At 68.2% G+C, this 26,251-nt stretch carries 29 protein-coding genes; 14 read left to right on the top strand and 15 right to left on the bottom strand.

What is annotated here, in order from left to right; translation table 11 throughout:
* The 5 genes from QFZ27_RS20980 to QFZ27_RS21000 all read left to right on the top strand — a co-directional run bounded on the left by QFZ27_RS20980 (window position 1) and on the right by QFZ27_RS21000 (window position 7,685).
* On the top strand, window positions 1-627 hold the full coding sequence (locus QFZ27_RS20980) for a hypothetical protein (RefSeq protein WP_429228375.1): 627 nt from the start codon (window positions 1-3) through the stop codon (window positions 625-627).
* A 455-nt stretch (window positions 628-1,082) separates the two neighbouring features.
* Window positions 1,083-1,244, top strand: a complete 162-nt coding sequence (locus tag QFZ27_RS20985; protein WP_429228376.1) for a hypothetical protein — start codon at window positions 1,083-1,085, stop codon at window positions 1,242-1,244.
* Complete coding sequence (locus tag QFZ27_RS20990) at window positions 1,244-1,642, top strand: DUF6950 family protein (RefSeq protein WP_429228377.1); 399 nt, start codon at window positions 1,244-1,246, stop codon at window positions 1,640-1,642. Before QFZ27_RS20985 ends, QFZ27_RS20990 begins: the two co-directional genes overlap by 1 nt.
* Window positions 1,643-5,257: a phage tail protein gene (locus QFZ27_RS20995; RefSeq protein WP_429228378.1), complete on the top strand. Its 3,615-nt coding sequence runs from the start codon at window positions 1,643-1,645 to the stop codon at window positions 5,255-5,257.
* Window positions 5,258-5,306: 49 nt separating this feature from the next.
* A complete protein-coding gene (locus QFZ27_RS21000) occupies window positions 5,307-7,685 on the top strand; it encodes a hypothetical protein (protein WP_429228379.1) in 2,379 nt (792 codons plus the stop codon).
* On the opposite strand, the gene QFZ27_RS21005 is transcribed toward QFZ27_RS21000, so the two are convergent.
* The 3 genes from QFZ27_RS21005 to QFZ27_RS21015 form a co-directional block, all read right to left on the bottom strand.
* Window positions 7,678-8,694: a methyltransferase domain-containing protein gene (locus tag QFZ27_RS21005; protein WP_429228380.1), complete on the bottom strand. Its 1,017-nt coding sequence runs from the start codon at window positions 8,692-8,694 to the stop codon at window positions 7,678-7,680. The genes QFZ27_RS21000 and QFZ27_RS21005 overlap by 8 nt on opposite strands.
* Before the next feature lie 72 nt (window positions 8,695-8,766).
* Window positions 8,767-9,534 (bottom strand): class I SAM-dependent methyltransferase, encoded by a 768-nt coding sequence (locus tag QFZ27_RS21010; protein WP_429228381.1) that lies wholly within the window; start codon window positions 9,532-9,534, stop codon window positions 8,767-8,769.
* 152 nt (window positions 9,535-9,686) lie between these two features.
* The gene (locus QFZ27_RS21015; protein ID WP_429228382.1) at window positions 9,687-9,845 is read right to left on the bottom strand and encodes a hypothetical protein; all 159 of its coding nucleotides are present in this window, start codon (window positions 9,843-9,845) and stop codon (window positions 9,687-9,689) included.
* Between the two features lie 499 nt (window positions 9,846-10,344).
* On the opposite strand from QFZ27_RS21015, the gene QFZ27_RS21020 reads away from it, so the two are divergent.
* Window positions 10,345-11,421 carry an acyltransferase family protein gene (locus tag QFZ27_RS21020; RefSeq protein WP_429228383.1) on the top strand — a complete coding sequence of 359 codons (1,077 nt, stop codon included), beginning with the start codon at window positions 10,345-10,347 and terminating at the stop codon, window positions 11,419-11,421.
* On the opposite strand, the gene QFZ27_RS21025 is transcribed toward QFZ27_RS21020, so the two are convergent.
* Window positions 11,393-12,721: a hypothetical protein gene (locus QFZ27_RS21025; protein ID WP_429228384.1), complete on the bottom strand. Its 1,329-nt coding sequence runs from the start codon at window positions 12,719-12,721 to the stop codon at window positions 11,393-11,395. The genes QFZ27_RS21020 and QFZ27_RS21025 overlap by 29 nt on opposite strands.
* Before the next feature lie 186 nt (window positions 12,722-12,907).
* Here QFZ27_RS21025 and QFZ27_RS21030 point away from each other — a divergent pair, with 186 nt between their 5' ends.
* The gene (locus tag QFZ27_RS21030; protein ID WP_429228385.1) at window positions 12,908-13,375 is read left to right on the top strand and encodes an acyltransferase; all 468 of its coding nucleotides are present in this window, start codon (window positions 12,908-12,910) and stop codon (window positions 13,373-13,375) included.
* A gap of 151 nt (window positions 13,376-13,526) precedes the next feature.
* On the opposite strand, the gene QFZ27_RS21035 is transcribed toward QFZ27_RS21030, so the two are convergent.
* Together QFZ27_RS21035 and QFZ27_RS21040 are read right to left on the bottom strand one after the other, a co-directional pair.
* A complete protein-coding gene (locus QFZ27_RS21035; RefSeq protein ID WP_429228386.1) occupies window positions 13,527-14,615 on the bottom strand; it encodes an acyltransferase family protein in 1,089 nt (362 codons plus the stop codon).
* Window positions 14,612-14,935 carry a hypothetical protein gene (locus QFZ27_RS21040; protein WP_429228387.1) on the bottom strand — a complete coding sequence of 108 codons (324 nt, stop codon included), beginning with the start codon at window positions 14,933-14,935 and terminating at the stop codon, window positions 14,612-14,614. Before QFZ27_RS21040 ends, QFZ27_RS21035 begins: the two co-directional genes overlap by 4 nt.
* A 22-nt stretch (window positions 14,936-14,957) precedes the next feature.
* On the opposite strand from QFZ27_RS21040, the gene QFZ27_RS21045 reads away from it, so the two are divergent.
* The gene (locus tag QFZ27_RS21045; protein ID WP_429228388.1) at window positions 14,958-15,275 is read left to right on the top strand and encodes a phage holin family protein; all 318 of its coding nucleotides are present in this window, start codon (window positions 14,958-14,960) and stop codon (window positions 15,273-15,275) included.
* A gap of 4 nt (window positions 15,276-15,279) precedes the next feature.
* Here the strand turns inward: QFZ27_RS21045 and QFZ27_RS21050 are convergent, their stop codons facing one another.
* Entirely contained in the window at window positions 15,280-15,480 is a 201-nt protein-coding gene (locus tag QFZ27_RS21050) for a hypothetical protein (protein WP_429228389.1), read from the bottom strand.
* 115 nt (window positions 15,481-15,595) lie between these two features.
* Here QFZ27_RS21050 and QFZ27_RS21055 point away from each other — a divergent pair, with 115 nt between their 5' ends.
* Entirely contained in the window at window positions 15,596-16,273 is a 678-nt protein-coding gene (locus tag QFZ27_RS21055; RefSeq protein WP_429228390.1) for a hypothetical protein, read from the top strand.
* On the top strand, window positions 16,270-16,530 hold the full coding sequence (locus tag QFZ27_RS21060) for a hypothetical protein (protein WP_429228391.1): 261 nt from the start codon (window positions 16,270-16,272) through the stop codon (window positions 16,528-16,530). Before QFZ27_RS21055 ends, QFZ27_RS21060 begins: the two co-directional genes overlap by 4 nt.
* Window positions 16,531-16,697: 167 nt before the next feature.
* On the opposite strand, the gene QFZ27_RS21065 is transcribed toward QFZ27_RS21060, so the two are convergent.
* Window positions 16,698-17,555: a pirin family protein gene (locus QFZ27_RS21065; RefSeq protein ID WP_429228392.1), complete on the bottom strand. Its 858-nt coding sequence runs from the start codon at window positions 17,553-17,555 to the stop codon at window positions 16,698-16,700.
* Between the two features lie 121 nt (window positions 17,556-17,676).
* Between QFZ27_RS21065 and QFZ27_RS21070 the strand changes: the two genes are divergently transcribed.
* The 4 genes from QFZ27_RS21070 to QFZ27_RS21085 all read left to right on the top strand — a co-directional run bounded on the left by QFZ27_RS21070 (window position 17,677) and on the right by QFZ27_RS21085 (window position 20,797).
* Complete coding sequence (locus QFZ27_RS21070) at window positions 17,677-18,627, top strand: LysR family transcriptional regulator (protein WP_429228393.1); 951 nt, start codon at window positions 17,677-17,679, stop codon at window positions 18,625-18,627.
* A 67-nt stretch (window positions 18,628-18,694) separates the two neighbouring features.
* Window positions 18,695-19,390: a pirin family protein gene (locus QFZ27_RS21075; RefSeq protein WP_429228394.1), complete on the top strand. Its 696-nt coding sequence runs from the start codon at window positions 18,695-18,697 to the stop codon at window positions 19,388-19,390.
* A gap of 110 nt (window positions 19,391-19,500) precedes the next feature.
* The gene (locus QFZ27_RS21080) at window positions 19,501-19,710 is read left to right on the top strand and encodes a hypothetical protein (RefSeq protein WP_429228395.1); all 210 of its coding nucleotides are present in this window, start codon (window positions 19,501-19,503) and stop codon (window positions 19,708-19,710) included.
* A gap of 79 nt (window positions 19,711-19,789) precedes the next feature.
* Window positions 19,790-20,797 (top strand): GlxA family transcriptional regulator, encoded by a 1,008-nt coding sequence (locus QFZ27_RS21085; protein WP_429228396.1) that lies wholly within the window; start codon window positions 19,790-19,792, stop codon window positions 20,795-20,797.
* 4 nt (window positions 20,798-20,801) lie between these two features.
* Here the strand turns inward: QFZ27_RS21085 and QFZ27_RS21090 are convergent, their stop codons facing one another.
* The 7 genes from QFZ27_RS21090 to QFZ27_RS21120 all read right to left on the bottom strand — a co-directional run bounded on the left by QFZ27_RS21090 (window position 20,802) and on the right by QFZ27_RS21120 (window position 26,202).
* Window positions 20,802-21,632, bottom strand: coding sequence for a hypothetical protein (locus QFZ27_RS21090; protein ID WP_429228397.1), 831 nt, complete (start codon window positions 21,630-21,632; stop codon window positions 20,802-20,804).
* 102 nt (window positions 21,633-21,734) lie between these two features.
* Window positions 21,735-22,058 (bottom strand): low molecular weight protein tyrosine phosphatase family protein, encoded by a 324-nt coding sequence (locus tag QFZ27_RS21095; RefSeq protein WP_429228398.1) that lies wholly within the window; start codon window positions 22,056-22,058, stop codon window positions 21,735-21,737.
* On the bottom strand, window positions 22,055-22,690 hold the full coding sequence (locus QFZ27_RS21100) for an NUDIX domain-containing protein (RefSeq protein WP_429228399.1): 636 nt from the start codon (window positions 22,688-22,690) through the stop codon (window positions 22,055-22,057). The genes QFZ27_RS21095 and QFZ27_RS21100 overlap by 4 nt, the downstream gene beginning before the upstream one ends.
* Entirely contained in the window at window positions 22,671-23,372 is a 702-nt protein-coding gene (locus QFZ27_RS21105) for a Crp/Fnr family transcriptional regulator (RefSeq protein ID WP_429228400.1), read from the bottom strand. Before QFZ27_RS21105 ends, QFZ27_RS21100 begins: the two co-directional genes overlap by 20 nt.
* Before the next feature lie 73 nt (window positions 23,373-23,445).
* Window positions 23,446-24,591 carry an acyltransferase family protein gene (locus QFZ27_RS21110; RefSeq protein ID WP_429228401.1) on the bottom strand — a complete coding sequence of 382 codons (1,146 nt, stop codon included), beginning with the start codon at window positions 24,589-24,591 and terminating at the stop codon, window positions 23,446-23,448.
* A gap of 82 nt (window positions 24,592-24,673) precedes the next feature.
* Complete coding sequence (locus QFZ27_RS21115; protein WP_429228402.1) at window positions 24,674-25,171, bottom strand: isoprenylcysteine carboxyl methyltransferase family protein; 498 nt, start codon at window positions 25,169-25,171, stop codon at window positions 24,674-24,676.
* Entirely contained in the window at window positions 25,171-26,202 is a 1,032-nt protein-coding gene (locus QFZ27_RS21120; RefSeq protein ID WP_429228403.1) for a type III polyketide synthase, read from the bottom strand. The genes QFZ27_RS21115 and QFZ27_RS21120 overlap by 1 nt, the downstream gene beginning before the upstream one ends.
* Window positions 26,203-26,251: the final 49 nt, after the last annotated feature.

The following is a 26,251-nucleotide window of genomic DNA, read 5'->3' on the forward strand; positions in this document are numbered from 1 at the left end:
ATGGCCTTCTTCCCGACCCCGCCGCCGCCGCTCGAAGCGGTGATCCGCGCCCAGGCCGCCGGGCAGCACGTCTTCGCCGCCCTGTTCGTGACCTTCGCGTTCAAGCAGGGGCCCTTGCGGGTGTGGGAGGGCGACGGGCCGATCCGCCGCGGCGGCTTCGACTGGATCGGCCTGGGGCAGCGGGTCGACGGCAGCGGCAATCCGCTGCAGTCGATCGACGGGCTGGAGCAGGCGGCGAACGGCACCGCGCCGCAGCTGAGCCTGACGCTGAACGGCGTCGATTCCACCGTGGTGACGGCGGCCAAGAGCGCCGATCCGGAGGAGATCGAAGGACGCGGGCTGACGGTGCAGATCGGGTTCTACGACGCGACCGTCCCCGGCGCCCTGGTGGCGCTCGACGACCTTCTGACGCTCGGCATCTGGACCATGCAGAAGCCCAGCTTCACCGCGACCGGCCCGACGCTGCGGACCATCTCGCTGCCCTGCGAGACGCTGTTCGCGCAGCGCAGCAGGGCGCCGTTCGGGATGCTGACCGACCGGGACCAGCAGCGCCGATTCCCCGGCGACCTGGGCTGCCAGTTCCCGCCGAAGCTGGTGGACCGCGACGTGGCGTGGCCGCGTCACTAGACGGAATGAATTGAGGTCGGGTCACGTCACTGCATTCGGGCAGCGGCTGACAGAATGTCGAGCGTCTTCGTGTGTTGCCTCTCCCGCGTGGCGAGACCTTTTCAGAATGGCTGAATTCGCTCCTTTCTAGTCCCCCTCCCCTTGCGGGAGGGGGCAGGGGGAGGGGACTGCGCGCGTCCGTGCGCGAATGCGCGGAGAACAGGTCCCACGGCCAGAGCCCGATCGCCAGAGTTCAGGCCGGTCTTGACGGCGAAAACCCCCTCCCCCTACCCCCCTCCCGCGAGGGGAGGGGGGACTCATTCTTCTTTCGGTCGATGCGTTTCTGGCCCCCAAGGATGGCCCAAGGGCCATTCCGAAAAGGCCTCGCAAGCGGGAGAGGCAACAACACCGCCTTGGCGCGATCGGGACAACCCGCTCTCGCTTGAACTCATTCCGCTCTGATCCAGGAGACACCCATGCAGTTCGATGAATTGTGCGCCCTTGTCGGCGCGCTGCGGGACCGTGTTGCCGAACTGGAGGCCAAGGAACATGCGCGGGCCGAGCGAGAGGCGATGACCGTGGTGGTCGGTGGCAGCGGCCGGCCGATCAGTGTCGCGGATCGCAACCGGCTCTCCTGATGTCGTCGCTTCTCTCCGATCTCGCCATCCACCAGCGTGTCGGCAACACGACGCCGTTCGTGCTCGGCAGGATGGATTGCAGCCTGTGGGCTGCGGACTGGGTGCTGCGACAGACCGGAATCGACCTGGCGGCCTCGTGGCGCGGCGCCTACGGCACCGAGCGCGAGTACATGCGGCTGCTGCTGGCCGAAGGCGGGCTCGTCCGTGTCGCCGCGAGGGCCATGGCGCGCCTCGGCGCAAGGCGGGTCGCGCCGGCGGATGCCCGGCCCGGCGACGTCGGCATCATCGTGACCGAGAGGGGGCCGGCGCTCGCGATCCGCGGGCAGCTCGCCTGGATGGCCAAGACCGGCGACCAGCTCTGCACCACGCCCGACGCCTCGTTCGCCTGGAGGATCTGAATGCCACAAGCGATCCCCATCGTAGCCGCTGCCGGCGCCGCTGCTGCTGCCGGCGGCGCCGCTGCCGCTGGTACCGGCTTCTTCCTCGGTTTGTCCGCGGTCGCCTGGACGGCCGTCGGCGTCGGCGTTTCGATCGCCGGGACGCTGGCGCAAACCCTGCTGGCCGAGCAGCCGCCGAAGCCCAAGATGCAGGACGGCGACGTCAGCATCAAACAGGCGATCCCGCCGCGGACGCGCATGTACGGCCGGCAGCGGCTGGGTGGCGTGTACCTGTATTACGACAGCACCAGCGAGGGCGACCTCAAGACCCTGGTCTGCCATTGCGCCCATGAGGTCGACGACAGCACCGCGGAACGGCCGAACCCCGAGGAGGACTGGCTGAACGACGAGCGGGTACAGCTCGACGGGGAGGGCAATGTCACGGACGATCCGTGGTGGCAGGACGGGAGCGGGCTGGGCGGCGACGAAGGCCACAGCGCCGTCGTCATCCGGCACTATCTGGGAGCGCCGACCCAGGAAATCCCGGCCTTCGACGAGAAGTGGACCGCGCAACACAAGGCGCACGGCCTGTGCTGCGCCTATGTGAAATATGCCGACCTGAAGGATGAGGACCAGATCAAGGTCTTCCCCTCCGGCCCGCCCCCCTACCGGGTGGTGCTGCGGGGCGCCAAGGTGTTCGACCCGCGTCTGGAGGGGACCGATCCGGGCGATCATGACCCGGATGACGAGGCGAGCTGGACCTGGTCGGACAACGCGGCGCTGGTGGTCCTGGACTACCTGACGCGGCTGGAGCGGGGCGTTCCGGTCGGCTTCGGCATCCCGCTGGCCGGGCCGGCCGGCCGCATCGACCTCGCCAGCTTCAAGGCCGCGGCCGATGTCTGCGACCAGCTCGTCGCGCTGAAGGCCGGCGGCACCGAGAAGCGCTGGCGGGCCTGGGGCGCCTATGAGCTGACCGAGGACAAGAAGGCGGTGCTGCAGGACCTGCTGGATGCGTGCGGCGGCCGGCTGATCCAGGGACCGGACGGCAAGCTGGGCCTGACGGTCGGCGCGCCCGGGCCGGCGGCGGCGGTGACCCTGACCGAGGAGCAGATCCTGGAATGGGACCTGAACCAGGGCAAGCCGGCGATCGAGCGCATCAACGAGGTGCGGGCGACCTATGTCGCCCAAGCGTGGGAATGGGCGGAGACCGAGGCCGGCATCCAGCTCGACCAGGCGGCGATCGACCGCAACGGCGTCGAGAGCAGCCAGATCAAGCTGCGCTTCGTCCCGTCCGAGAGCCAGGCCCAGCGCGTGGCCAGGGAGGTCCTGCGGCGCGGCAACCCCAGCCATGCCGGCCGCATCCGGACGACGCTGGCCGGGCTGGATGCCTGGGGCGAGCGGTGGATCCGGCTGCGGATCGCCGAGCTGGGCATCGACGCGGTGTTCGAGATCACGTCGATGCGGCTCAACCAGGCCGACATGACGGTGGAGCTGGAGGTGACCAGCTACGACACCTGGTGGGAGTGGAGCGCCGCGACCGACGAGCAGGACCCGGCCGTGCCGCCGCCGGACGGCGACGACGATGCCGGGGTGCCGGTGCCGGAGGCGGTCTCGGTCACCATCGCGCATCGGTTCTACAACGCGCAGACGCCGGTTGCGGTCGGCGTCATCGCCTGGGAGCCGCCGCCGCGGTCGGTCTATGTCGCCAAGGCGCGGTACAGGAAGGTCTCCGCGGATCCGCAGCACCCGTTCCCGTGGCAGCCGCTGCCGGTGGCGCAGGACGGCGACCAGGTCGAGACCTTCCCGCTGCAGGACGGCACGGCCTACGAAGCGCAGGTGCGCTTCATCGGGCCGCGCGGCGCCGGCAGCGACTGGTCGACGCCGCCGGCGACCTTCACCGCGGTCGCGGATCCGGTGGCGCCGGCATCGCCGGCCAACCTGACGGCCCAGGCGAACGCGCCGGCCACCGGGCAGGTCACGGTCTCCGCCACGGCGCCGAACGACCCGCGGCACCTGTCGCTCCGCTTCTACCGGAACAGCAGCAGCAGCTTCGCCGGGGCGACGCTGATCAACGGGCCGCTCTACTGCGCGCCCCTGTCGGCGCAGACCTGCATCGACATGCCGGCCGCCGGCGACTGGTGGTATTTCGCGACCTCGAGCAACTGGTCGAACGTGCCGAGCGCGCCGGCGGGCGGGGTGATGGCGGAGGTGTCACCGGCGGCGCCGGTGATCCTGACCTCGCCGGCCACGATCGGCCAGACCAACCCGACCGTCAGCGGGACGGCCCTGCCCGGCGCGTCCATCAAGGTCTTTGCCAACGCCGTGTTGAACACGACCACGACGGCCGACGGGTCCGGCAACTGGTCCGCCGCACTCGTCTCGCTCGGCAGCGGCGCGCAGGCCATCACGGCCACGGCGACTGTCGGCGGCAATGAGAGCCCGGCGTCGGGCTCGGTGACGCTGACCGTCGTCTGGTACGACCCGGACGCCTCCGGCCATGCCGACTTCAAGGGCGGCAACTACCGGCTCAGCGGGGCCGGCTCGACCCTGGCCGGCATGTTCGACACGATCACGACCTCGGCGACGTTCGTCACCCACGCCGACGGCTCGCTGCACGCCATTGCCGCCAATGCGGCGCCGATCTCCGACCGCGGCCTCGAGCTGTGGGAGAACCGCACCAACCGCTGCACCAACCGCAACGCCAAGCCGATCGACCTGACCGGCGTCACCGCCAGCGGGGCCGGTACGGCGGGCGGCGTGACCTTGGTGAACGACAGCGCCGCGATGGCCGGCGGCATCCTGACGGCGCTGCTGGCCAGCAGCGACATCAACGGCAGCGTCTTCAAGCTGGACAACTCCACCGGCGGGGCCGACGCCTTCGCGACGATCAGCGGCACGGTGGCGGTGACCGGCGCCTGCCGCGGCTCCATCGTCTACCGGGGCTCGGCCGGGCGGATCGAGATCGGCGGCGCCACGGCGGTGTCCTTCGGCGCCTCGACGCCCTACGCCCGCGTCGGCGGCAGCAGAACCGCGGCGGCCACCAGCGAGCAGATGCGCATCGCGGCGCCCGCCGGGGCGGTGATCTACTTCATCCTCAACCAGCTCGAGGCCGGGGCCTTCGACACGGCGCCGATCGTCGTCAACGCCGCCATCGCGACGCGCAACGCGCCGCAGATCCAGCGGACAGCAGGAGTAGACTTCAACGCCACGGAAGGGTTCTTCGGCGCACGCGCCAAAGTTGCCGCCGGCGCCAGCAACAGCGGCGTCATCGTGGGTTCGATCCAGACGACGATTGGCGATGCGAATGTAATCCAGGCCGTGACGACGACGGCCATGCGCGGCCTGACGCAAGTGGCCTCTGCCGCGACAGGCTTGGCATCGCAGTCGCTCACGGCGACGAACATGACGACGGCCCTTTACGGCTACAAGGCCAACGACTTCGGCTTCTCGGCCAACGGATCGACGACCGTGACCGACACTTCCGGCGCGCTCCCGAGCGGGACGCCAGCCAGGATCACGGTCAGCCTCAATGTCACCGTGCCGCTGAACGGCATCGTCGAGCAGGTGAAGTGGGGCACGACGAAGCCGACGAGCGCGACCCTCCAGGCCAAGAGCGGCTGGACGACGGTCACCTGACATCGCCGCCGAGGCGGCTCTACACGACAACCTGACGGAGTGCACGTTCATGGCGACGCCGAACGTTGACGAGATCTGGGCCGACTACAATCCGGACGGCACGGTGCACGAGCCGAACAAGGCCGATGTCCGGCGCTGGGGGCGATACATCGAGGCCATTGCCACGGCCGCCGGGATGGAGACCTATCCCAACAAGGCGGCGATGGACGCGGACCTGACGCAGGAGGACGGCCAGCCGGCGCTGCTCTGGGCGGATCCGACCCCAGCGAACAACTTCCCGACGGTCTGGGTCTACGACGATGCCCTGAACCAGTGGATCGCCGGCACCGACCGCATCCAGTCGCTCAAGGATGTGGTCGACCTGCAGGCGCTCCAGATCGCCGGAGCATCCAGCACTGCCGACGGCATCTATACCGCGATTGGAGCGCCGCGGCCGGTCGCTTTCGCCGACACTTCCAGCTATGCCAAGACCTGGGGCACGATCTCCAACCCCTCGACGCGCTTCACGATCACTCCAAGCGCGTCCGGCTTCCAGGTGCAAGGGCTGCCGGCCCTGGCCACCCCCTGGCCGGTTGGGATCAAGCTGCCCTGGGATTTGGTCCCTGGCGACAGCTACTACATCGAGGGCAGCTACAGCGCGGGGGCTAGCTTCACGCAGATCGGATTCTTCTTCGGGACCGACCCAGTCACGTCCGGCGATATCTCGTCGGGCGCCAAGTTTGTAACCTACCGCGACACCATCCTGGTGCCGACGCTGGCGAACGCCATCTCGGCCGACGGGGCGCGGGCCGTGTCGCCGGCCTGGGCCGCGACTGGCGCGGTGGCCGTAGGGGCCGTCTTCGGCTTCGCAATCGACGTCCTGTCCGATCGCTCCCTCCGCTGGCGCGTCTACCGGGACGGCGTCCAGCAGCTCGTCGACGTAGTGGTCACCCCGGCAACTGCGGCCGGAGCCGTGGTTGTGGGCCTCAGCGTCATCAACGGGGTGACCGGCCGCCTCTCCAAGATCCTGCGCAAATCCAGCGCCGGCAAGACCATCTGGATCGACAGCACCGTCTCAGTCAGTGGCAACGGATCTCGGGGCAGCCCTCTCAAGTCCATGCTCGATGTCCCGGCCTATCTCTCCAGGATCGGCTACCAGGACGAGGTCACGATCAATTGGCTCAGCGACGATGACTATGGCTACTTGCAGTGCAAGGACACGTTGGCCGGCAAGTGGAACCTCAACGGACGGCCGGGCGGCAAAACCAGGTTGAACGGCTACATCCAGGAGACCGTGCCGTGGACCGTGGTGCCAGGCACCAGCAACACCATCTGGTCAACCCCGCACAAGTGGGGCAACGAGGGCCGAAGCCAGCTCAACCAGGCTTTCGTCGTCGGCGTGAACAACAACCCTCGCCCCTGGTACACCTTCCCCGATCTCATCCTGCCCGTCGTGACCACAACAAACGGCGGCGTCGACATGGCCGGGCTGATCGGAGGGGCCCAGGCCCAGGCCAACGGCCTCGTCTACATCCGCCTGCCGGACGGCGTCGGCCCCAATCCGGCGTCGGCCACCATCAGACTGTCGCGCACGGCCATTGTCGTCGAGGTGGTGGGTGGCCCGGAGGTGAACCTGACCAACATCACGCTGCAGTACTCGACGGCCCACCTGTTCACCGGCGGCGCTGGGAGAGGGGTCATCAGGAACTGCGATTTTTACTGGTCCGGCTACAAGGGCAACGGCGTCGAGTGCCAAAACGGGTCCTACCGAATCGAGAACCCGCGCATCAAGTACATCGGGAACGACGGCATCGGGCGGACGCCCCGCGACGACATCGCGACCATGCCCTTCCAGGCTGACGCGATCCAGGTCATCGAGATCATCAACCCCGAGATCTCGCACACCCGGGAGGGCGACGGCATCTCCCAGCACTTTAACGAGACGATCAGGAACGCCACGGTCACTAAGCTGGTTAACCCCTGGATCCACGACTGCTGGAAGTGCGGGCTCGTCAGCCTTGACGATCTGATGATGGTGGAAGGCGGGGTTATCGAGCGGTGCGGGACGGCCCAGCTGTCGCTGTTCGGCGTGCCCGGCAACACCGTGCCCACGGTGGCGATCGGCCGGACGCAGCGGGCGTTCATCAACGGGACCGTCATCGACCCACAGGGCGTCGGGACCATCGGTGTTCAGAACCTCTACACCGACGGTATGGCCCTCCTGCGCTGCGACCTCAGCGGCGTCTGGATCGGAACCCCGGCCGCCGGGGTCGGCAACGGGGAGTTGGTGGTCAGCGCCCAGCCGCTGACAGGGCAGGTCCGCGTCCCCGCAAACAACATCCTGGCCTATCGGGATTGCACGACCGAGCGCACCGCCGCGAACGTCGTGAAGGTCGGCGGCGGGACGGAAGGCACGTTCCTGCTGATCGCAGCGAACGCGCTTACTTAAGCCGGAACACGACCAGGAGATCGCCGACCTCGTTGGTCGAGATGTCCTGGTCATCCTGCCTAAAATAGACGCGGTCGACGCGATCACCGAACAGCTCCAGGATGGCGTCGACGGTCGGCAGGCGCTTGGCGGAGCCGACGATGTAGCCGGCCCGCTCCGCGGCAACCTGCTCCGGCGTCTTGCGCCCCCACTCGACGCCGATCGCCACGATGGCTCCGGGCTTCGCGACCCGGGCTATCTCGGCCGCGGCCTGTTCCTTGGCGTCGGAATAGGAGATGACCCAGCCGGCCAGCACGATGTCGAAGCTGGCGTCGGGATACGACATTGCGTGCATGTCGCCCAGATCGACCATGGGCGAGTAGCTGATCAGGTCGAGCGCCCGGATGTTGCGGCGCCGGAAGCCATAGGCCACCAGGTTGAACAACTCCCCCTCGGTCCGCGGCCCGATCGAGAGGACCTTCTTTTCCGCCGGGTCTTGCCGGTCGCCGAGCAAGGTGGTGACGATGGGATAGATCAGCCGGACCGAGCGCTCGACGTGCAGGTCAAGCATGCCGCGCAAATTGTGGCGGACGGTCGAGGCGGCGACGCCCTCGCCGGCTACGGTCTTCAGCCGGCGTAGGATGAGGACGAACCAAGCGTAGCGGACGGCGGCCAGGCCGAAGCGGTACAGCGTTACCCGGAGCTGCGCCCGCGGCCACTGACTGAACATCGGGCCGATCCAGTTGCGCATTGCCCGGCCCAGCGATCGGCGGTGCTTGGTTTTCGAGCCGTCGGCGGAAAGCAATTCGGCAGCCATCAATTCCCCTCTAACAATGCGGCAATGATAGGAGAGATGTCGCGGCCTGTCACTGCCGACCGGAGAAGGCGATGCCGCCAGCGTGTACCAGTATGCCGAAGTGGACGTAGGGCCGAACGCGGTGGTGGTGTAGATGCCGAAGCGAGGCATCATGTGCAGGGCCGCGGTGGCGCCGTAGTTCGTTCCCCACAGGACGACCCGCAGGCGCGCCAAGATGCTGAAGGTGGAGGTTCCGCCCTGCTCCGGAGTGGTGGAATGCTCGACCAGTAAAATTTCCTGATCAGATCATCCTTCCATGTTCTGGGGCAGGATGTTGATGCCGGGTTCTCGGCGGCCGACGCAGAGCATGCCGGTATAGCCCGTGTGGTTGATCAAGGAGCAGCCGAACCGCCCAACGTCGTTGCGCATGAAGATCGCGCCGACGGTCGCCATGTCGTACTTGTTCATCTCCATGATCGGCTCGTTCCAGGGCCGGCGCCTGGAAAGGTTGTAGACCCAGTGCAACGGCGGTAGCCGGTAGCGGAACCAGTTCACACGCCGACGCTTCTCCCGGGTGTCGCCCACGGTGAAATGTAGCGCGAAGGATCCGCCCGGTCGGAGCAGCTTCAGCAGTTTGTCGATGATCAAATATCCCTGCTGGGGTCGGATGTGCTGCAGCACGACAAAGGTGTTCACGAAATCGAATGTGCCAGCCTCGCCCGATAGGTCATCAGGGGAGCGGATGAGCCGGAGGCTGTCGGTGCGGACGTTCTCCTTTGCCAGGGCCAACTGGTCAGGCGAGACGTCGACGCCTACCAGGCTGTCGAAGCGGGCCGCCAATTGCAGGAGCAGCCGGCCGGCGCCGCAACCGAAGTCCAGAGCCTTCTGCCGGCCGGCAGGCAGCGCGTCATAACGGGCAAGATGCTCGAAAACCTGGTCCATGTGGACCTTGCCAGTCTCGAAGAACCTGGCCCGCCACCTTGTTTCGAACTCCGACGTTTCGATGCCGACGATGCCGAAATAGGGGTTCTTCCGACCCCAGCGCTGCCATTGGCGATCCGTCGCGGACGTCATTTGAAAAGCCTCTCAATACATCGGAACTATAGGTCGAGATCATAAGGGCGATGTCCAGATCTGTCACGCCCCTAGGCCATGGGCTCATGGTCCAGATCTCGGCGAATCTCAGGAAGGCGACCGTACGATGCCGAATCACGTTTTTTGGCGCTCTAGAACGATCGGCGCAGGCGGGGCACGACCAGAAGGTCACCGACCTCGCGGTCGCCAAACAGCACCAGGATGGCGTCGATGGTCGGCAGGCGCTTGGCCGAGCCGACAATGTAGCCGATGCGCTCCGCGGCGACTTCTTCGGGCTCTTGCGGCCCCATTCGATGCCGATCGCCCCAAGACCGCCAGACTTAATCACGCCGGCCACGTCCGCCGCAGCGACGTCCTTGCGGTCGCTGTACCTCATGACTCGACCAGCATCGTGGTTGGTCTCGACCGACGCGGACACCGGCGTGCAGACGCTGGACAACGGCGACATGCTGCACCCGTCGCCGTCCGGCGTACACCAGTATGCGGAGGTGATCGCAGCGTGGGTGGCGAACACCTTCGACGGGACGTGAGCGCGGTCCAGCTCACCACTGGCGTTGATTGGAGCCTTCTTCGGTTTCATGTCGGGATGCTCGACAGGATTTACCCAATCGGCCGCCCGGGATGCGCGATATCGAGAAATGCGGCCAATAGGACTAAAACTGCTGTGATATCGAGCATGCCCATGGTGTTTTGCCTCCATATCAGGGCAGGATGCCGCTGGTCCTAATAGGATGATACGGAATTTGTGTTTCCGGTTTTCTGTTCTATGTTGCGCTATAGGATAAGAATTTGGCGACAGGATTCACGAGGATGATAGATAAATATCACGAAAATATTCAGTGGATCCAGATTCTAAGGGGCTTGGCGGCAGCGTCCGTCGCTCTGCACCATTCTATTTACTATGCCGCTGCGCGCGACAATGTGGTAAATTTCGCCGATGGTCTCAACGTATTTGCAGCAGGGGTGGATATATTTTTTGTAATCAGCGGGTTTGTAATGATGTTGGTCAGCGATCATAGAGCCGGTCGAGAGATCACTGCTAGGCAGTTTGTCGCTAACAGGGTCGCTAGAATTGTTCCATTATACTGGATGTATACATGGGCCGTAACGGTCGTTGCCATTTCTGGGTTGAATCTGATGAGGAGCGCTTTAGTTTCAACGGAGTCGGTCGTTCTAACATTGCTGTTCATCCCTTTTAGGGAAAGCGATGGTGTGGCTCCGATATTAACTGTCGGTTGGACCTTGAATTATGAGATTTGGTTCTATCTGGCTTTTGCCCTGGTGATACACCTCGGACTTTGGCGCCGTTTGGCAGTGATGGCCGTTATATTTTCATCGTTGTTTGTTATCGGACATAGTTATTCGAACGGGGGGGAGGTTTTTCTATATCTTCAGAGTAGCATCACATTCGAATTCCTGGCCGGGATGGCGCTGTATGTCCTGCATCGCCGCGGCTTCCGCTGCAGCATCTTGCACTCCTTGATGCTGATCGGCGCCGCGGCAGCGCTTTTCGCATGGTCCGGGCAGGGAAACCACGCGCCGGCCGTTCGCTTCTTGATGTGGGGCATCCCGGCTGTGGCCGTGGTCTTCGCTTCTTTATCGTTGCCAGACGTTAAGGGGAGCGCTGGCCGCCTGCTCGTGCTGCTGGGTGATGCGTCATACTCGATCTATCTGTCGCATCTGTTCACGATTGGAGCCGTGTATGCAGTTGCCCGACATCTGCTGGAGTTCGGGCTCGGCGCGGTGGTGGCGATTTCCTTTGTTGCGTCGCTTGTCCTCGGCGTTGTCGCCTATTACGTCGTCGAGCGTCCGTTGCTGCGCGCCAGCAGGCTCGGCATCAGGCGCTGGCTTCGGCATTCAGCATAGCTTGGCGTCTGGTGCCACGCCGGAAGATCACGAAGCCTATCCAAAGGCCTATGAAGGCCACGTCGTAAAAGAGCCCATAGGCTGATGTGATCGTGTTGACGATGACAGCGGCGATCACCTGCATGGTGAGGACGATATAGATCGGCAATGCGCCGATGCTGCCCTCAAGGACGCAGCGTCGTGCCCATGAGATGAAGCCGCCGAAGACAAAGGCGGCGACCGGGGTAAGGGGGCCGAAGTCGACATAAAATGGGCCGAACAGCGTGGTGTAGATGCCGAATCGCGGCGTAATCGTACCCATTGCCTCGCCGTCAAATCTGATGCCGGCAAGCGCGCTATAGATCCTGACCAGGGCGGTAAACGTATAGGCACCCCAGTTGTCGCCGCGTGTGTAGTGTTCTACCTGAAAGCTGAATTCCGGAACCCCGTGGAGGAAGTACTGGCACATAGTTACATCGATGAACAGGATCTCCCTCCAGGGCGAATCCAAGTTGTCCATCATGTAGAAGTACTCATCGGTCGCTGGTATCAGATGCGTAAACGCGGACAGTCTGGAGACGCCATCTATGCTCAGGCCGAATTCTTGTGAGCGCAAGATGAAGATATAGCCGGCGACATGGACCAGGACGAGGAACAGCGTCAGCGACGCGAGAATGGCACGCCACGGGAATCGGGGAATGATCAGGATGCGGGCGATGACCAGCATCCCGACCTGCATGAAGATCGTGGAGCGCGACCCGACGAGCATCGCCATGCATGGCCAGAGAATCGCCAGCCCGGCGGCGGTCCACGCGCGGCCTACTCGCAGCCCGTTCCGGCGCGCCACGGCGTGGAAGATGTAGGGGCCGACCGTGAAGGGGATCAGGAAGACGGCGATCGACGAGAAGGGGTTGCCGCCCGCCTCTTCGGCGCGCTCCCTGTTCTCGGCGAAGTCCATCGCGATGGAAAACCCGCGGTAGACTACCCAGTCGACTGCGCGGAAGGTGATGCCGGTTAAGCCGAGAAGATAGGTCGCCCGGTACAGCGCGCGGAGCGAGCGCCACAGATCGTCGCGGTCGGTAACCGGTGCCGGCGTGCTGCGCGGCTCGAAAAGGCTGAAGCCGATGAGCAGCCCGGCTAGGCCGAGGCCGAGCAGGACGTACGGGTAGAGGCTTTCGACAGCGTAAGGGGTCACCGGCGCCACCGCGTAAACCAGCGTCCAGATGGCCATCATGAACAAGAGGCAGGCCGTCGGGGTCAGTTTGCGAGGATTGATAAGCGGATGGGCCGCCGCGCCAGCGCCCGTGAATTGATTGCTCACACGCCCCTCCAATCGAGCCGCGCAGGATAGGGGCGCCGTCCTGATCTGTCACGTCCGCTTCGTGCGGGCTCCGCTGACGATCCCATTGCTTTGCCCTGCCGGCGTCGGCACCCTCAGGCCATGTCGAGAAACCTGATCCTGCGATGCCTGCGCAGCGGCCCTGTGCGCCTGTTGGCGCGGGTGACTATGAAGATCGCGAGCGGCTCCGCCAGGCTCGCCAGCGCAGCCAGGACTGCGGCTCTCTTTCCGGGGGCGCCCGATTGCTTCTGCCACTGGTCTGCCGAGGTGAAGTATCCGGAGCGCGTGCGGCTCGGCCGCGGCGTCATCATCGGGCCTGGCTGCACGATCGGGGCGGCCTCGCCGATCCGGCTCGGCGACCACGTCCACCTGTCGAAAGGCGTCCACGTCGAGACCGCCGGGCTGGATTTCTCGGCGCCGCTTCCGTACCCGCACGTGCACAAGCCGATCACGATCGGCGATGGCGTCTGGATTGGCGCCGATGCCATCATTCTGGGTGGCGTGACGATCGGTGCCGGCTCCGTGGTCGGTGCCGGCGCGGTGGTGAGCAAGGATGTGCCGGCGCGATCCATCGTCACCGGCCAGCCGATGCTGGTTCGGGCGAGGCCTTCCCAGGACGACACGCGCCGACCTTAGAGCCCGTCTGGAAATGCTACTGGTGCGGCCGTCTGACGGCGGGCTCGAGCGCTTCCAGTGCTCACGGACCCAAACGTCCGCTGCGCGCCGGTTCTCGAAACCACCGCCATCCGACTCACACCAGCGCATTTCCAAACGGTCTCTTAAGGACTCACTGGGCGGCGCCCGGCGCGCCGGCCTGTTCCGACCGGCGGGCCGCGATCATTCCGCCGACGGCTTTGCCCATCCGGATGGCGGGGCGCTCGACCAGCGTGAAGACGATGCAGGAGACGCAGACCGCGGCCGCGATGGACAGGATGACCTGCAGCGCGGCTGGAAGCGCCAGCCCGGCTCGGGCCACGGCCTCGTCCACCAGCAGCTTGGTGTGCACGTGGAACAGGTACAGCGAGTAGCTGATCTGGCCGAACCAGACCGCCACCCGACCGGTCAGCCGGACCCGGGTGGACAGCAGCATGAACAAGCCGATGGCGGCGCAATACGACACGGCATAGCGCACCCAGTACTCCTCGAGGCCGGTGTCGAAGTCGTAGGCGAGCAGGCTGATCGGCGGGATCGCCACCGCGAACAGCGCCAGGACCCGGAGAGCATAGCGCCGGTGGAGCGCAGATCGGTTGATCGTCGCCTCGCGCCAGAGCGTGCCCCAGAACATGATCGAGAGGCAGAGCGGCACGGCCACCGGCACCTTCCGCTCCAGCGCGAAGCGGGCAATGGCGAACAGCACCGCGACCAGCAGCCAGACCAGGCAGGCGCCGAAGGTGAAGCGGCCGATGTGCAGCAACCCCAGTGCGAAAGCCACAGCGCACAGGCTGTAGAAGAGGAGCTCGATGAACAGGGTCCAGTAGAGGCCGACGAGGTTGGCCTGGCCGAACAGGGTCTGGGCCATGGTCGCGTTTGCCAGCACATTGATCGCCGAGGGCATCGCCCCGCCGATGATGGCGGCAACGGCGATCCAGGCGGCCATGGACAGCCAGTAGGCCGGGTAGAGCCGGAAGAGCCGCGACACCACGAACCGGGCGAGCGGCGCCGGCCCCTTCGGAAAGCTGAACGGAATCACGAAGCCGCTGATGGCGAAGAACATCACGACCCCGACCTTGCCCGGGTCGATGATGTCGTAGATCAAGGTCTTGACCGGGCCCGTCGCGATCGGCTGGATGCTGTGCATCAGCACCACCAGCAGGGCGGCGACGCCGCGGAGGGAGTCGATATAGGCGAGGCGGTGCGGCTTCGGCCCGGCCGTCATGGCTTCGCCTCCTGCGCTCTCCAGGAAGGTTCGAAGAACAGCACCAGCCCCCCGAACAGCGCCGCCAGGCAGGATCCGAGCAACACGCAGGGGGCGCTCGTCGCCGGGGCGTACATCTGGACCGGCGCAAGCCAGAAGATGGCCAGCCAAGCCAGGCACATCGACAGCAGAACGCTGGCAGGCGTCAATGTGCGTGGGTTGATCAGGCTGTGCTCGGCAAACCGGGTCATGCGCAATACCCCCTTATGTATCCTGGCAATCTTCGCCGCTCTGCCCGGCGAAGGCCAGTCTCTTCGCCCGCCGCCGGCGGGCTTTTTCATGTCGCCCGCTCAGGAGACCGAAATGGCCGACCCCAACCTGCCCGAGCCCGCGCCGTATGCAATCCTGATGACGCTGATCGGGCCGGTGGTCTCGGCCGGCATCGGCGTCGTGATGCGGCACGCCCAGCGCGCGGCGACAGGCAAGCCGTTCTCGCTGCGCCGGCTGTCCTTCGAGCTGCCGTCCGTCATCGGCCTCGGGATCATGGGCGGCGCCCTCGGCGACTGGCTGGGTGCGGCCGAGACCGTGCGCTGGGGCCTGGCGGCGACACTGGGCTACCTGGGGCCGCAGGTCGTCGAGGTCGTCTTCTACCGCTGGATCGCGCGGCAGGACCCGAGCTGACGCGCTATTTCGGCGGCTGGCCCTGAAACACGATGCCGCCCTGCGGGCCAATCGTGCCGCCGAGATCCTTGACCAACGGCTCCGCCGCGCGGTCGAGCACGCTGGGCTGCTTGGGCTTCGGCGGCGGAGCAGGGCCCCATTCCCCGGAGCACGCCGACAGGGCGGCCAACAGCACGGCCGCCCCAATCCTCGACAACGCGTTCATACCCATTCCCCCTCGAGATTCGCGCCGATCCTAGCGCCTGCCGCGGCGCGGCGGCAGCGGATTCGGATCAACCGGCCCCGCCTCGCGCGGGGCCTTTTTGCCTCAGGAGCACGGCATGGCTGCACAGACCCGCGGGGAGCGGAACAACAACCCCGGCAACATCGAGCGGACCGCCGCCAACCCATGGCAAGGGCGCCTGCCGGAGGCCGAATACCGCCGGACCGTCGAGGCCCGGCAGAATGGCGGCCGGTTCGAGGTGTTTGCCGCGCCGGCCTGGGGCATCCGCGCCCTGGCCGCGCTGCTGATCGCCTATCAGGACCGGCATGGGCTGCGCACCATCCGCGGCATCATCGCGCGCTGGGCTCCGGGCCACGAGAACGACACCGGCGCCTATGTCGCCCATGTGGCGGCGCTGACCGGATTCGGGCCGGATGCCGTGCTGGACCTGCACGGCTACGCCCATCTGGCGCCGCTGGTGAAGGCCGTGATCGCTCATGAGAACGGCCGGAACCGCTATCCGGATGCGGTGATCGACGACGGCCTGCTGCGGACGGGCGTGCAGCCGCCGGGCCGGGCGGTGGTCAGCCGCGCCGCCGACCGGGCCAAGACCACGGTGGCGGTGGCGGCCGGCGGCACGGCGGTGCTCGGCGCCGCGCTGGACGGGCTGCAGCAGCTGGCCCCGGCGCTGCCGGTGGTGCAGCAGATCGCCACCCTGCCGCCCATCGCCCTGGTGGTGGCCGGCGGTATCGCCGCGGCCGGGCTGATGGCCTGGCTGGTGCTGAGGCGGCGATGATCGGGATCGTCGCCGGCCTGCTCGGCTCCCGTCTCGGTCGCCGGGCGGCGCTGGCACTGCTGGGCGCCGCCACCGTCGCGCTGATCCTCTGGCGCGTCTTCGCGGCCGGCCGGGCCGGCGTCGCCGCGCAGCAGACCCAGGAGACCCTGACCCATGTTCTGGACATCGTCCGGCGCGACCAGGCGCTGCGCTCTCTCAGCCCTGCTGCTCGCCGCGAGTGGCTGCGCCGCTACGCCGAAGGCCGGGAGCGCCGATAGCCTCTGCCTGGTGGTGGCCGAACCGCCGGTGACAACGGGCTGGGTCGAGAGCGCCGACCAGGCCTGGGTGGACTGGCTGGTGCCGATCGTCGATTACGGCCAGCGGCACTGCGGCTGGCGCTAAAAAGGGGGCGGAGGCCGAAAGGCTTCCGCCCCTTTTTTGCGTTTCAGAACCGGCCGGCGCGGAAATCCTCGATCGCCTCGGCGATCTGCGCCTCGGTGGTCATCACGAAGGGGCCGTATTTCGCCACCGGCTCGCGCAGCGGCTTGCCGGCGACGATCAGCAGCCGCGCCGGGCCGGCCTTGGCCGCGACGCGCACGCCGTCGCCGGCGCCGAGCACGCCCAGGGTGCCGCGCTCCAGCCCCTCGCCGCCGACCTCGGCCGCGCCCCGATAGACATAGGCGAAGCCGGCATGGCCGTCCGGCAGCGGCAGGTCGGCCGCGGCACCGGCCTCGAGCTGGACATCGAGATAGACCGGCTCGGTGGTGCCGCCCTCGACCGCGCCCGCCGTGCCGCCGAACCGGCCGGCGATGACGCGGATCCTGGCGCCCGGGCCGGCCGTCACCTCCGGCACCGAAGCGGCCGGGATGTCCTGGTAGCGCGGCGCCGTCATCTTCTCCGCCGCCGGCAGGTTGACCCAGAGCTGGAAGCCCCACATCAGGCCGTTCTCCTGCTCCGGCATCTCGGAATGGACGATGCCGCTGCCGGCGGTCATCCACTGCACGCTGCCGGGGCCGAGCAGGCCGACATTGCCCTTGTTGTCGCCGTGCCGCATCCGGCCGGCCAGCATGTAGGTCACGGTCTCGAAGCCGCGATGCGGATGGTCCGGGAAGCCGGCCAGGTAGTCGGCGGCGTCGTCGGAGCGGAACTCGTCCAGCATCAGGAACGGGTCGAGATCGGGCAGGCCGGGCTGGCCGATCACGCGGGTCAGCCTCACCCCGGCGCCCTCGCTGGCCGGGCGGCCGCGCAGGGTGCGGGTCACGCCGCGCGGGCGGGTCAGGGCAGCGGTGTCGGTGGTTGCCATCATCATCTCCGTCTCGGCGCCGGGATCATCGGCGCGGTTTCGCTCTGCCCTCAAGATCGGGCCGACGGCCGGCGCGGAGAATGCGGCTTTCCCCGAAACCGCCGTTCGCTATGATCGAACGATGCGGTATCGGCTCGACGACATCGCCACCTTCCTGCAGGTGGTGGACAGCGGCAGCATCAGCGCGGCGGCGCGACGGCTGAACCTGTCGAAATCCGTGGTCAGCAAGCGCGTCAGCGATCTCGAGGCGGCGCTGGGCGGGGCGCTGCTGCAGCGCTCGACCCGGCGGGTGCTGCCGACCGAGCGTGGCCTGGCCTTCTACGAGCGCGGCCGCAGCATCCTGCGCCAGCTCGACGAGGCGGCGGAGGAGGTGGCGGAGGGCGACGGCGACCTGCGCGGTGCTCTCCGCGTCGCCGCGCCGATGAGCTTCGGCACGCTGTATCTCGGCCCGGTGCTGTTCGACTTCGCCCGCCGCCACCCGCGGCTGGCCCTGACCCTCGACCTCGACGACCGCATGGTCGACCTGGCGGCACAGGGCTACGACCTCGCCATCCGCATCACCCGGCCGCGCGATTCGGCGCTGATCGCCCGGCGCCTCGCCGCCAGCCGGCGCGTGGTCTGCGCCAGCCCCGGCTACGCCGCCGCCACCGGACTGCCGAAGACCCTGGCCGAGCTGCCGCAGCACGAGGCGATCGGCTCCACCGAGGCGCCCTCCACCTGGCTGTGGCAGTTCGAGCCCTTCGCCGCCGGCGGGCCCCCGCGCAGCGTGGCGATGCGCAGCCGGGTCACCGTCAACAACGGCGAGGCCGCGCGGGACGCGGCGATCGCCGGGCTGGGGCTCACCGTGCTGCCGAGCTTCATCGTCGCCGACGCCCTGCGCCAGGGCCGGCTGCTGCCGGTGATGCTCGACGCCGAGCCGGTGGCGGATGTGATCCATGCGCTGTATCCGCAGACCCGGCACCTGTCGCGCCGGGTGCGGGCGCTGATCGACCACCTGGCCGAGAGCTGCGGCGAGGCCGCGCCCTGGGAGCAGGGGCTGTCGTTCGCCCCGGCCGAACGCCGGGTTTCCTGATCCGCCGCTTTCGCTGCCGGCCGATCGGCCCGATCTTCCCGGCATCACCACCGGATCGGAGATCGCGATGATCACGCTGCATGACCGCATGGCCCGGGGCCGCACCGAGACCGGCCTGGTCGAGGCCCGCCACACCTTCTCCTTCGGTCGGTTCCACGACCCGGACCGCATGGGGTTCCGGTCGCTGCGCGTGCTGAACGAGGACCGGGTCGTCCCGGGCGCCGGCTTCCCGGCGCATCCCCATGCCGAGATGGAGATCCTGACCTATGTGCTGTCCGGCGCGGTCGAGCATCGCGACAGCCTCGGCAACAGCGCGGTGGTCGGCGCCGGCGAGCTGCAGCGCATGACCGCCGGCACCGGCATCACCCATGCCGAGATGAACCCCTCGGCGACGGAGCCGCTGCACCTGCTGCAGATCTGGCTCCATCCCGACCGAAGCGGCCTGGCCCCCGGCTACGAGCAACTGAGCGTCGGCGAAGGGCCGGCGGGCGGGCTGCGGCTGGTGGCGGGGCCTGAGGCCGGAGACGGTGTGCTGCGGATCCACCAGGATGCCCGGCTCTCGATCGCGAGGCTTGCCGCCGGCGAGGCGGTGGAGCATGCGATCGCCCCAGGCCGGGCCGCCTTCGTCCAGCTGACCCGCGGGGTCGTCGCGCTCGACGGCCACGAGATGCGGGCGGGCGACGGCGCTGCGGTCGAAGGCGAGCCCGGCCTCCGGATCACCGCCGAGACCGAGGCGGAGTTCCTGCTGTTCGACCTGGCCTGACCGCCGATCCGCGGCCCGGAGATCGCATCCGGGCCGCGGACCCTCGACCGCCTGCTGTCCGTCCTGGCAGGATGCCGATGCCTGTTGAGACCTGCCACAGCCAAGGATCCATGCGCATCGCCCTGCTGATCGCGGCCATCGCCGCCTTTCTCGTCGGAATCGGCGTCTGGAGCTTCGCCATCACCGGCGATGTGGCCGGAGCCGATGGGGGCCAGGCCGTCCGGATCGCCGCCGGCGCGGCGGTGGCGGCTCTGCTGCTGATCGGCGGCTTCGTGGTGTTGATCGTGCGGGGACGGTCCCGCGACCGGGAGCGCCGCTGACCCGACCGGTACGGGGGTTGCGCCGGCCCTCGCGCTGTGGCCGGATGCCGGAAACCGCGGGAAGCGCAGCAGATCAGGAATGGCCGACGATCCGATGACCGAGCCGCCGCAGCGGGTGGGCTTCCTCCTGGTGCCGAACTTCTCGATGATGGCCCTGTCGGCGGTGCTGGAGCCGTTCCGCGCCGCCAACTGGGTGGCACGGCGCACGCTCTACGACTGGCGGCTGCTCTCGGTCGACGGCGAGCCGGTGACGGCCAGCAACGGCGGCGTGCTGATGGCGCAGGGCGCGATCGGGCCGGAGGATTCCTTCACCATGATCGTGGTCGTCGCCGGGCTGGACCCGCAGGACGGCCGCGACGAGCGCATCCTGGCCTGGCTGCGGCGGATGGCGCGGCGCGGCTCGCGGCTCGGCGCGGTCTCGACCGGCACCTATCACCTGGCCTGGGCCGGCCTGCTCGACGGCTATCGCTGCACCATCCACTGGGAAAATCTCAGCGGCTTCACCGAGACCTTCCCGCGGCTCGACGTCACCGGGCGGCTGTTCGAGATCGACCGCGACCGCTTCACCTCGGCCGGCGGCACGGCGTCGCTGGACATGACCCATTACCTGATCGGCCAGGCGCACGGGATCGACCTCGCCAACCAGGTGGCGGAGCAGTTCCTGCACGCCCGGCCGCGCCAGGGCCACGCGCCGCAGCGGATGGAGCTGCGCGAGCGGCTCGGCGTCAGCCATCCGAAGCTGCTGGCGGCGATCGCCGAGATCGAGGCCAATCTGGCGGAACCGCTGCCGCGGGCGGCGCTGGCCCGGGCCGCCGGGCTGTCGACCCGGCAGCTCGAGCGGCTGTTCCGGATCTATCTGAACTGCACCCCGTCCCAGTACTATCTCGAGGCGCGGCTGAAGCACGCCCAGATCCTGCTGGCGCAGACCTCGATGCCGATCCTGGAGGTGGCGGTGGCCTGCGGCTTCGCCTCGGCCTCGCATTTCGCCAAATGCTACCGCTCGCTGTTCAGCCACTCGCCGCGGGCGGAACGGGCGCCGCGCCCGGTCGCGCCGGCCCACGTCATGGGCCAGCGCCGGGCGTGGTAGCCGGCTACGGCAGCTGCACCCGGGCGGCGGTGACGCGGTTCTCGTTCTTCTCCTTGTCGCGGACCACGCCCCAGATCACCCCCCGCTGCGTGCGGTCCCAGGCGATGCCCTGGCCGGCGATGTCGAGCGGCGCGGTGCCGACCCAGCGCAGCACCGAGCCCGCCTCCGGCAAGGCCAGGGCATAGACCTCCGGCTCGTCATGGCCGGTGATCCAGAGCCGCCCGTCCGGCCCCCAGGAGCCGCCGGAATTGCTCATGTCGCCGAACTTCTCCAGCAGCTCCGGCGGCAGCACCCAGGCCTCGGCGACGCGCCAGTCGGCGTCGAAGCGGACGATCTGGGTGGCGTACTTGTTGCCATAGGCCAGCGGGCTGCGGTCGAACACCCGGTTGTAGTTGGCGAAACCGCCCCACCAGGCCCCGTCGCGATAGTCGATCCAGGTCAGCGAGCCGCGATCGATGCCGAAGCTGTGCGTGCCGACATGCTTCAGCGTCGCCGCGTCCCAGATCTCGACCGAGCTGGTCATCGGCCACTCCGGATAGTTGGAATGGGCGGTGTAGAGCTTGCCGTCGACGACCACGCCGCTGTCGAGATGGACGATCGGGCCGTCCTTCGCTTCGGTCCAGGCGGCGATCCGGGCGCCGGTCTTCCGGTTGTAGCGGGCGATCGACCGGCTGTTGATGGCGTAGAAGGAGTCGGCATCCACCGCCACGGCCTGCCGTGCCTCGGACGCGGGGAAGGAGGCGACCGCCTCGACCGGATAGGGCTTCGGCTCCTCCGCCCAGGCGGGGGCCGCCAGGAGGCCGGCGGCGAGAAGCAGAGCTGGAACTGCGGTCATGCGGATCATCGATCGTCCTCGCGTCTACGGAAGGCGCGGACCCTAGGCCCGGGGCCGTGACAGAACGATGATGCTTCCTTGATGCTTCGGTTGCCGGTGGTGCTATCGCAGCAGCGGCGTGACCTTCGCGCGCAGCAGCCGCACCAGTTCCGGGTCCATCAGGTCGTAACGGTCAGGGATGTCGAGGCAGATCACCCGGGATCGCCGCAACGAGGCGCGAAAGCGGGCGGACAGCTTGGCGCGCTGCGCCTTCTCCATGACGAAGATCAGGTCGGCCCATTCGACGAGCTCGGCGGTCAGCGGCTCTTCGGCATCGGGGTTCAGCCCGGCCGAGGCGGTCTCGATGCCCGGGGCATCGGCGAAGATCGCCTCCGCCGTCGGGCTGCGCCGCAGGTTGCGGCCGCAGACGAACAGGACGCGCTTCACCCGGCCGGCGCGTCCGCCCGCTGCAGGATCTCGGCCAGGCCCTGGGGCAGGGTGCCGCTCAGCAGCATCACCTGCAGCTGCAGCAGGGCGGCAACGGTCAGCGAATCGGTGATCCGGCCGTCCACCACCATGGCGAAGGCCTCGGCCAGCGGCACCGTGCGCAGTGCCAGATCCTCCGTCTCCTCCGGCTCGGCCTCGCCCTGGGTCAGGCCCCAGGCGACGAACAGATGGGCGATCTCGGTCGAGACGCTGTTCGACGGATGCATGGTCAGGAGGCCGTGCCAATGCGCCGCCTCCAGCCCGGTCTCCTCGCGCAGCTCGCGCTGGGCCGAGATGACCGGCGGCAGCTGCGGGTCGCCGCCGCCCTCTGGGATCTCCCAGCTGTACAGGTCGAGGGCGTAGCGGTACTGCCCGACGAGGGTGACCCGGCCGCGGTCGTCGACCGGCACCACTCCGATCGCCAGGTTCTTGAAGGTGACTACGCCATAGATCCCGGGCGTGCCGGCCGGGGTCAGCACATCGTGCTCGTCGACCTTGATCCAGGGATTCTCATAGACCGACTTGATCTTCAGCGTGGTCCAGCGGTTCAGGCCCCCACCGCTGCCGCCACCGTCACCACTCGCCACGGACATCCTCCACCAGCCGCTCCAGGCGGCTCAGATCGGCGACCTGCAGATGGTCGGCGGCACGGACGACGATGCCCGACTTGGCCAGATCGCTCAGCACCCGCGCCACCGTCTCGCGCGTTGTGCTGACCCGGCTGGCGATGTCGGAATGCACCGGGATCGGCCGGATCGTCGCGCTGCCGTCCGGCTGCGCCCCGAGCGTCGCCAGGCGCAGCAGCTCGGCATGCACCCGGTTGTTGGCGCCCACCGTGCTCAGCTCCATGATCCGCTCATTGGCCCGGCGGACCATGCCGACAAGATGCACCATGACCGCCAGCGCCAGGGCGGGATGCTCGGTCACGGCGCTGCGGAACAGGGCGGTGGGCAAGGCGGCGACGGTCGCGTCGGTCAGCGCCATGACATTGGCGGAGCGCGGCTCCCGGTCCAGCGCCGACAGCTCGCCGAAGGAGGCGCCGGCCGACAGGTCGTCAAAGGTGATCTCGCGGCCCGAAGCGGAATAGATCACCACCCGGACCTTGCCCTCGACCAGGAAATAGACGTGGTCCGGATCGTCGTTGCGGTCGATGATCTGCTCGTGTGGTGCGAAGCGCTGCCAGCGGCATTGCTTCTGCAACTCGGCGCGCAGGGCGGCCGGGGCGACCGCGAGGAGATCGATCCCGTCGAGGGGGCGGGCGTCGTTGGCAGGCACGGGTGCGTCTCGTTGTTGAGGCGCGCCAGGATAGGGCCGGCGGGCCGCGCCCGCCAGAGCCGATCTGCAGCCGTCAGCCCGGCCGCTGGAAAGCGGGGCGCAGCGGGCGTGGCGCGCCGATCCGGCGCAGCCAGCCGCGGGCCGGAACCTCGACCCGGCGATGCAGCAGGATGGAGAGCGGCAGCAGCGCCGCAACCATCAGGCCGATCACACCCAGTGACTGCACGGCGGAGAAGCCAGCGTCCTCGATCTCATGGCCGGTGGCCAGCCGCCAGCCGAGATGTGCGCTGTCGAGCAGCAGGATCTGCGCGAGATAGAGGGCGTAGGAGATCTCGCCGAGGAAGATCATCGGCCGCGTGCCCAGCGCCCGGCCCACCCGTGCCGTGTTCTGCGCCAGGCAGAGGATCAGCAGGCCGAACAATGGCATCACGAAGATGCCGCGCATGTTCAGGTGCATGGCCAGGACGATGCCGCCGGCGGTGGCCAGGGCCGCCGCATCGGTCGCCATCCATCGCGGGGCGCCGTCCTGCCAGACGCGGTAGAGGACCATGCCGCCGGTGAAGCCGAGGAAACAGCGCGGCACGCCCCAGTCGCTGGTCAGGTCGAGGTCGTGCTGCGGTCCCGCGGACAGCAGGGCGAAGCCGGCCAGGGTCGCGACATAGAGCAGGAGCAGTCCGGTCGGGCGCAGCCGGGCGACGACCGGCACCAGCAACGGGAAGGCAAGGCCGACGATCCATTCGGCGCTGATCGACCAGGACGGTCCGTTCCAGGTGATGGTGTCGTAGAGGCCGGCCGCGTTCAGCAGCAGCAGGCTGCCCGGCAGGCTGGCGAGGCTGTGGCTGCCGCCGAAGGCGTCGAGGCCGGTGCGGTCGACGGCGAGCTTCACCAGCTCCAGCAGAACGAAGCCGCCCAGGAGCACGAGATGCAACGGGTACAGCCGCGCCAGGCGGGCCCGCAGGAACGGGCCCAGCGTCGCCTTCGACGGCCCGTCGGCGAAGCTCGGCCCATAGACATGCATCAGGATGAAGCCGCTGAGCGCGAAGAACAGGTCGACGAAAAGGTAGCTTTTGCCGACGAAGTAGGTCGTGTCGGTCAGACGCAGGTTCGGGAACGACCCGACCGAATAGTGGAACAGCACGACGCAGAGCGCGGCGATGCCACGCAGCGCGGTCAGGGCGGGAAAGTATTGCTGCTGGCTGCGGGGGAATGCCTCGGCCATGAGCTCCGGAATGCTGTTGAAGGCGCCTGATGGACCGAACCATCGGGCCGGCCGAACGTTCCCCGGGCTGCGGCGTCCCGCCTCAGCCCCGTTCGGCCAGGGCGCGCTCCTCGACGCCGATGCGGTGGTACAGCAGCAGGGCATTGGCGAGAGAGAAGGCGATGGCGATCCACCAAGCACCGAAGGCCAGGGGCAGCACCGCGATCTCGGCCGTCACGATCAGGTAGTTGGGGTGCCGGACCCAGCGATAAGGGCCGCGGCGTACCAGCGGGGCGCCGGGCAGGCTGAGCACCCGTGTGGTCCAGTACGGCCCCAGCGTCGCCACCACCCAGACCCGCGCCGCCTGCAGCAGCAGGAACAGGCCCAGCAGCGGCCAGGACGGGACCCGGTCGGCCGGGATCAGCAGGAAGACCGCCAGCAGCCAGGCACCGTGCAGCAGGATGAACAGCGGATAGTGGCGCGCGCCGCTCTCGACCGCACTGCGGGCGCGCAGCCGGCTTTCGTTGCGACGGGCATAGACCAGCTCGCCCAGACGCTGCGCCGCCACCAGCAGCGCCACACCCTGTGCCCAGCCGAGCATCAGCCGCAATCCAGAACGGCGAAGCCGGCGCAGAAGCCGGGGCCCAGCGCGCTCAACAGCCAGCGCCCGGCCATCTGCCGGCGCTTCTCCGCCAGCACGAACAGCACCGTCACCGCCGACATGTTGCCGTAGCGGCGCAGCACCGCCCGCTCGGCCGCCATCGCCGCGTCCGGCAGCTCGAAGGCGTCGCGCAGCGCCTCGACCACCTTGGTGCCGCCGGGGTGGAACACGAAGCCGGAGAGATCCGCGACACCGAGTCCGTGCCGGTCGAGGAAGGCCTCCGCCGCCGGCCGCAGGTCGCGGCGCACCAGGGTCGGGATGTCGCGCGAGAAGATCACGCCGAGCCCGTCGGCCTCGACCGACCAGCCCATCACATCCAGCGTGCCGGGCCAGCGATGTTCGCCGGTCGGCCCCAGGGCCGGCGCGCCGTCCTCCGGTCGGATCAGGACCGCGGCGGCGCCGTCGCCGAACAGGGCGGTGGCGACGACGTTGCTCTTGGTCAGGTCGCCGCGGCGGAAGGTCGGGCCGCACAGCTCCACCACCAGCAGGAGCACGGTGCCGTTAAGGGCGCGGGACAGGGCGGCGGCGCGGGCCAGGCCCAGCACGCCGCCAGCGCAGCCCAGGCCGAACACCGGCAGCCGCACCGTGTCCGGCCGGAACGGCAGCCGCTCCATCAGCCGGGCGTCGAGGCTGGGCGTGGCGATGCCGGTCGAGCAGATGGTGACGATGGCGTCGACCTCGCCGGCGCCGATGCCGCCCTCATCCAGGCAGCGCCTTGCCGCGTCCTCCAGCAGGTCGAGCGCCGTGTTCATGAACACGGCGCTGCGGTCGTGCCAGTCATGCGGGGCGAAGTACCATTCCAGCGGCACGGCGGAACGGCGGGTGTCGATGCCGGCGGAATCGTAGATCGGCGCCATGCGCTCGAACAGCTCCGGCCGCGCCGCGAAGACGCGCCGGGCGCCTTCGCGCGCCTCGTCCTGGGTGATCACATACCGGGGAACGGCCGTTGTCAGCCCCGCAAGTCTCGGCATCCTGTACCTCCGCGGGGCCATCCCGCTCAGGGAGGGACCAGAACTGGTC

Source organism: Inquilinus ginsengisoli (assembly GCF_050434925.1).
GTDB lineage: Bacteria > Pseudomonadota > Alphaproteobacteria > DSM-16000 > Inquilinaceae > Inquilinus > Inquilinus ginsengisoli_B.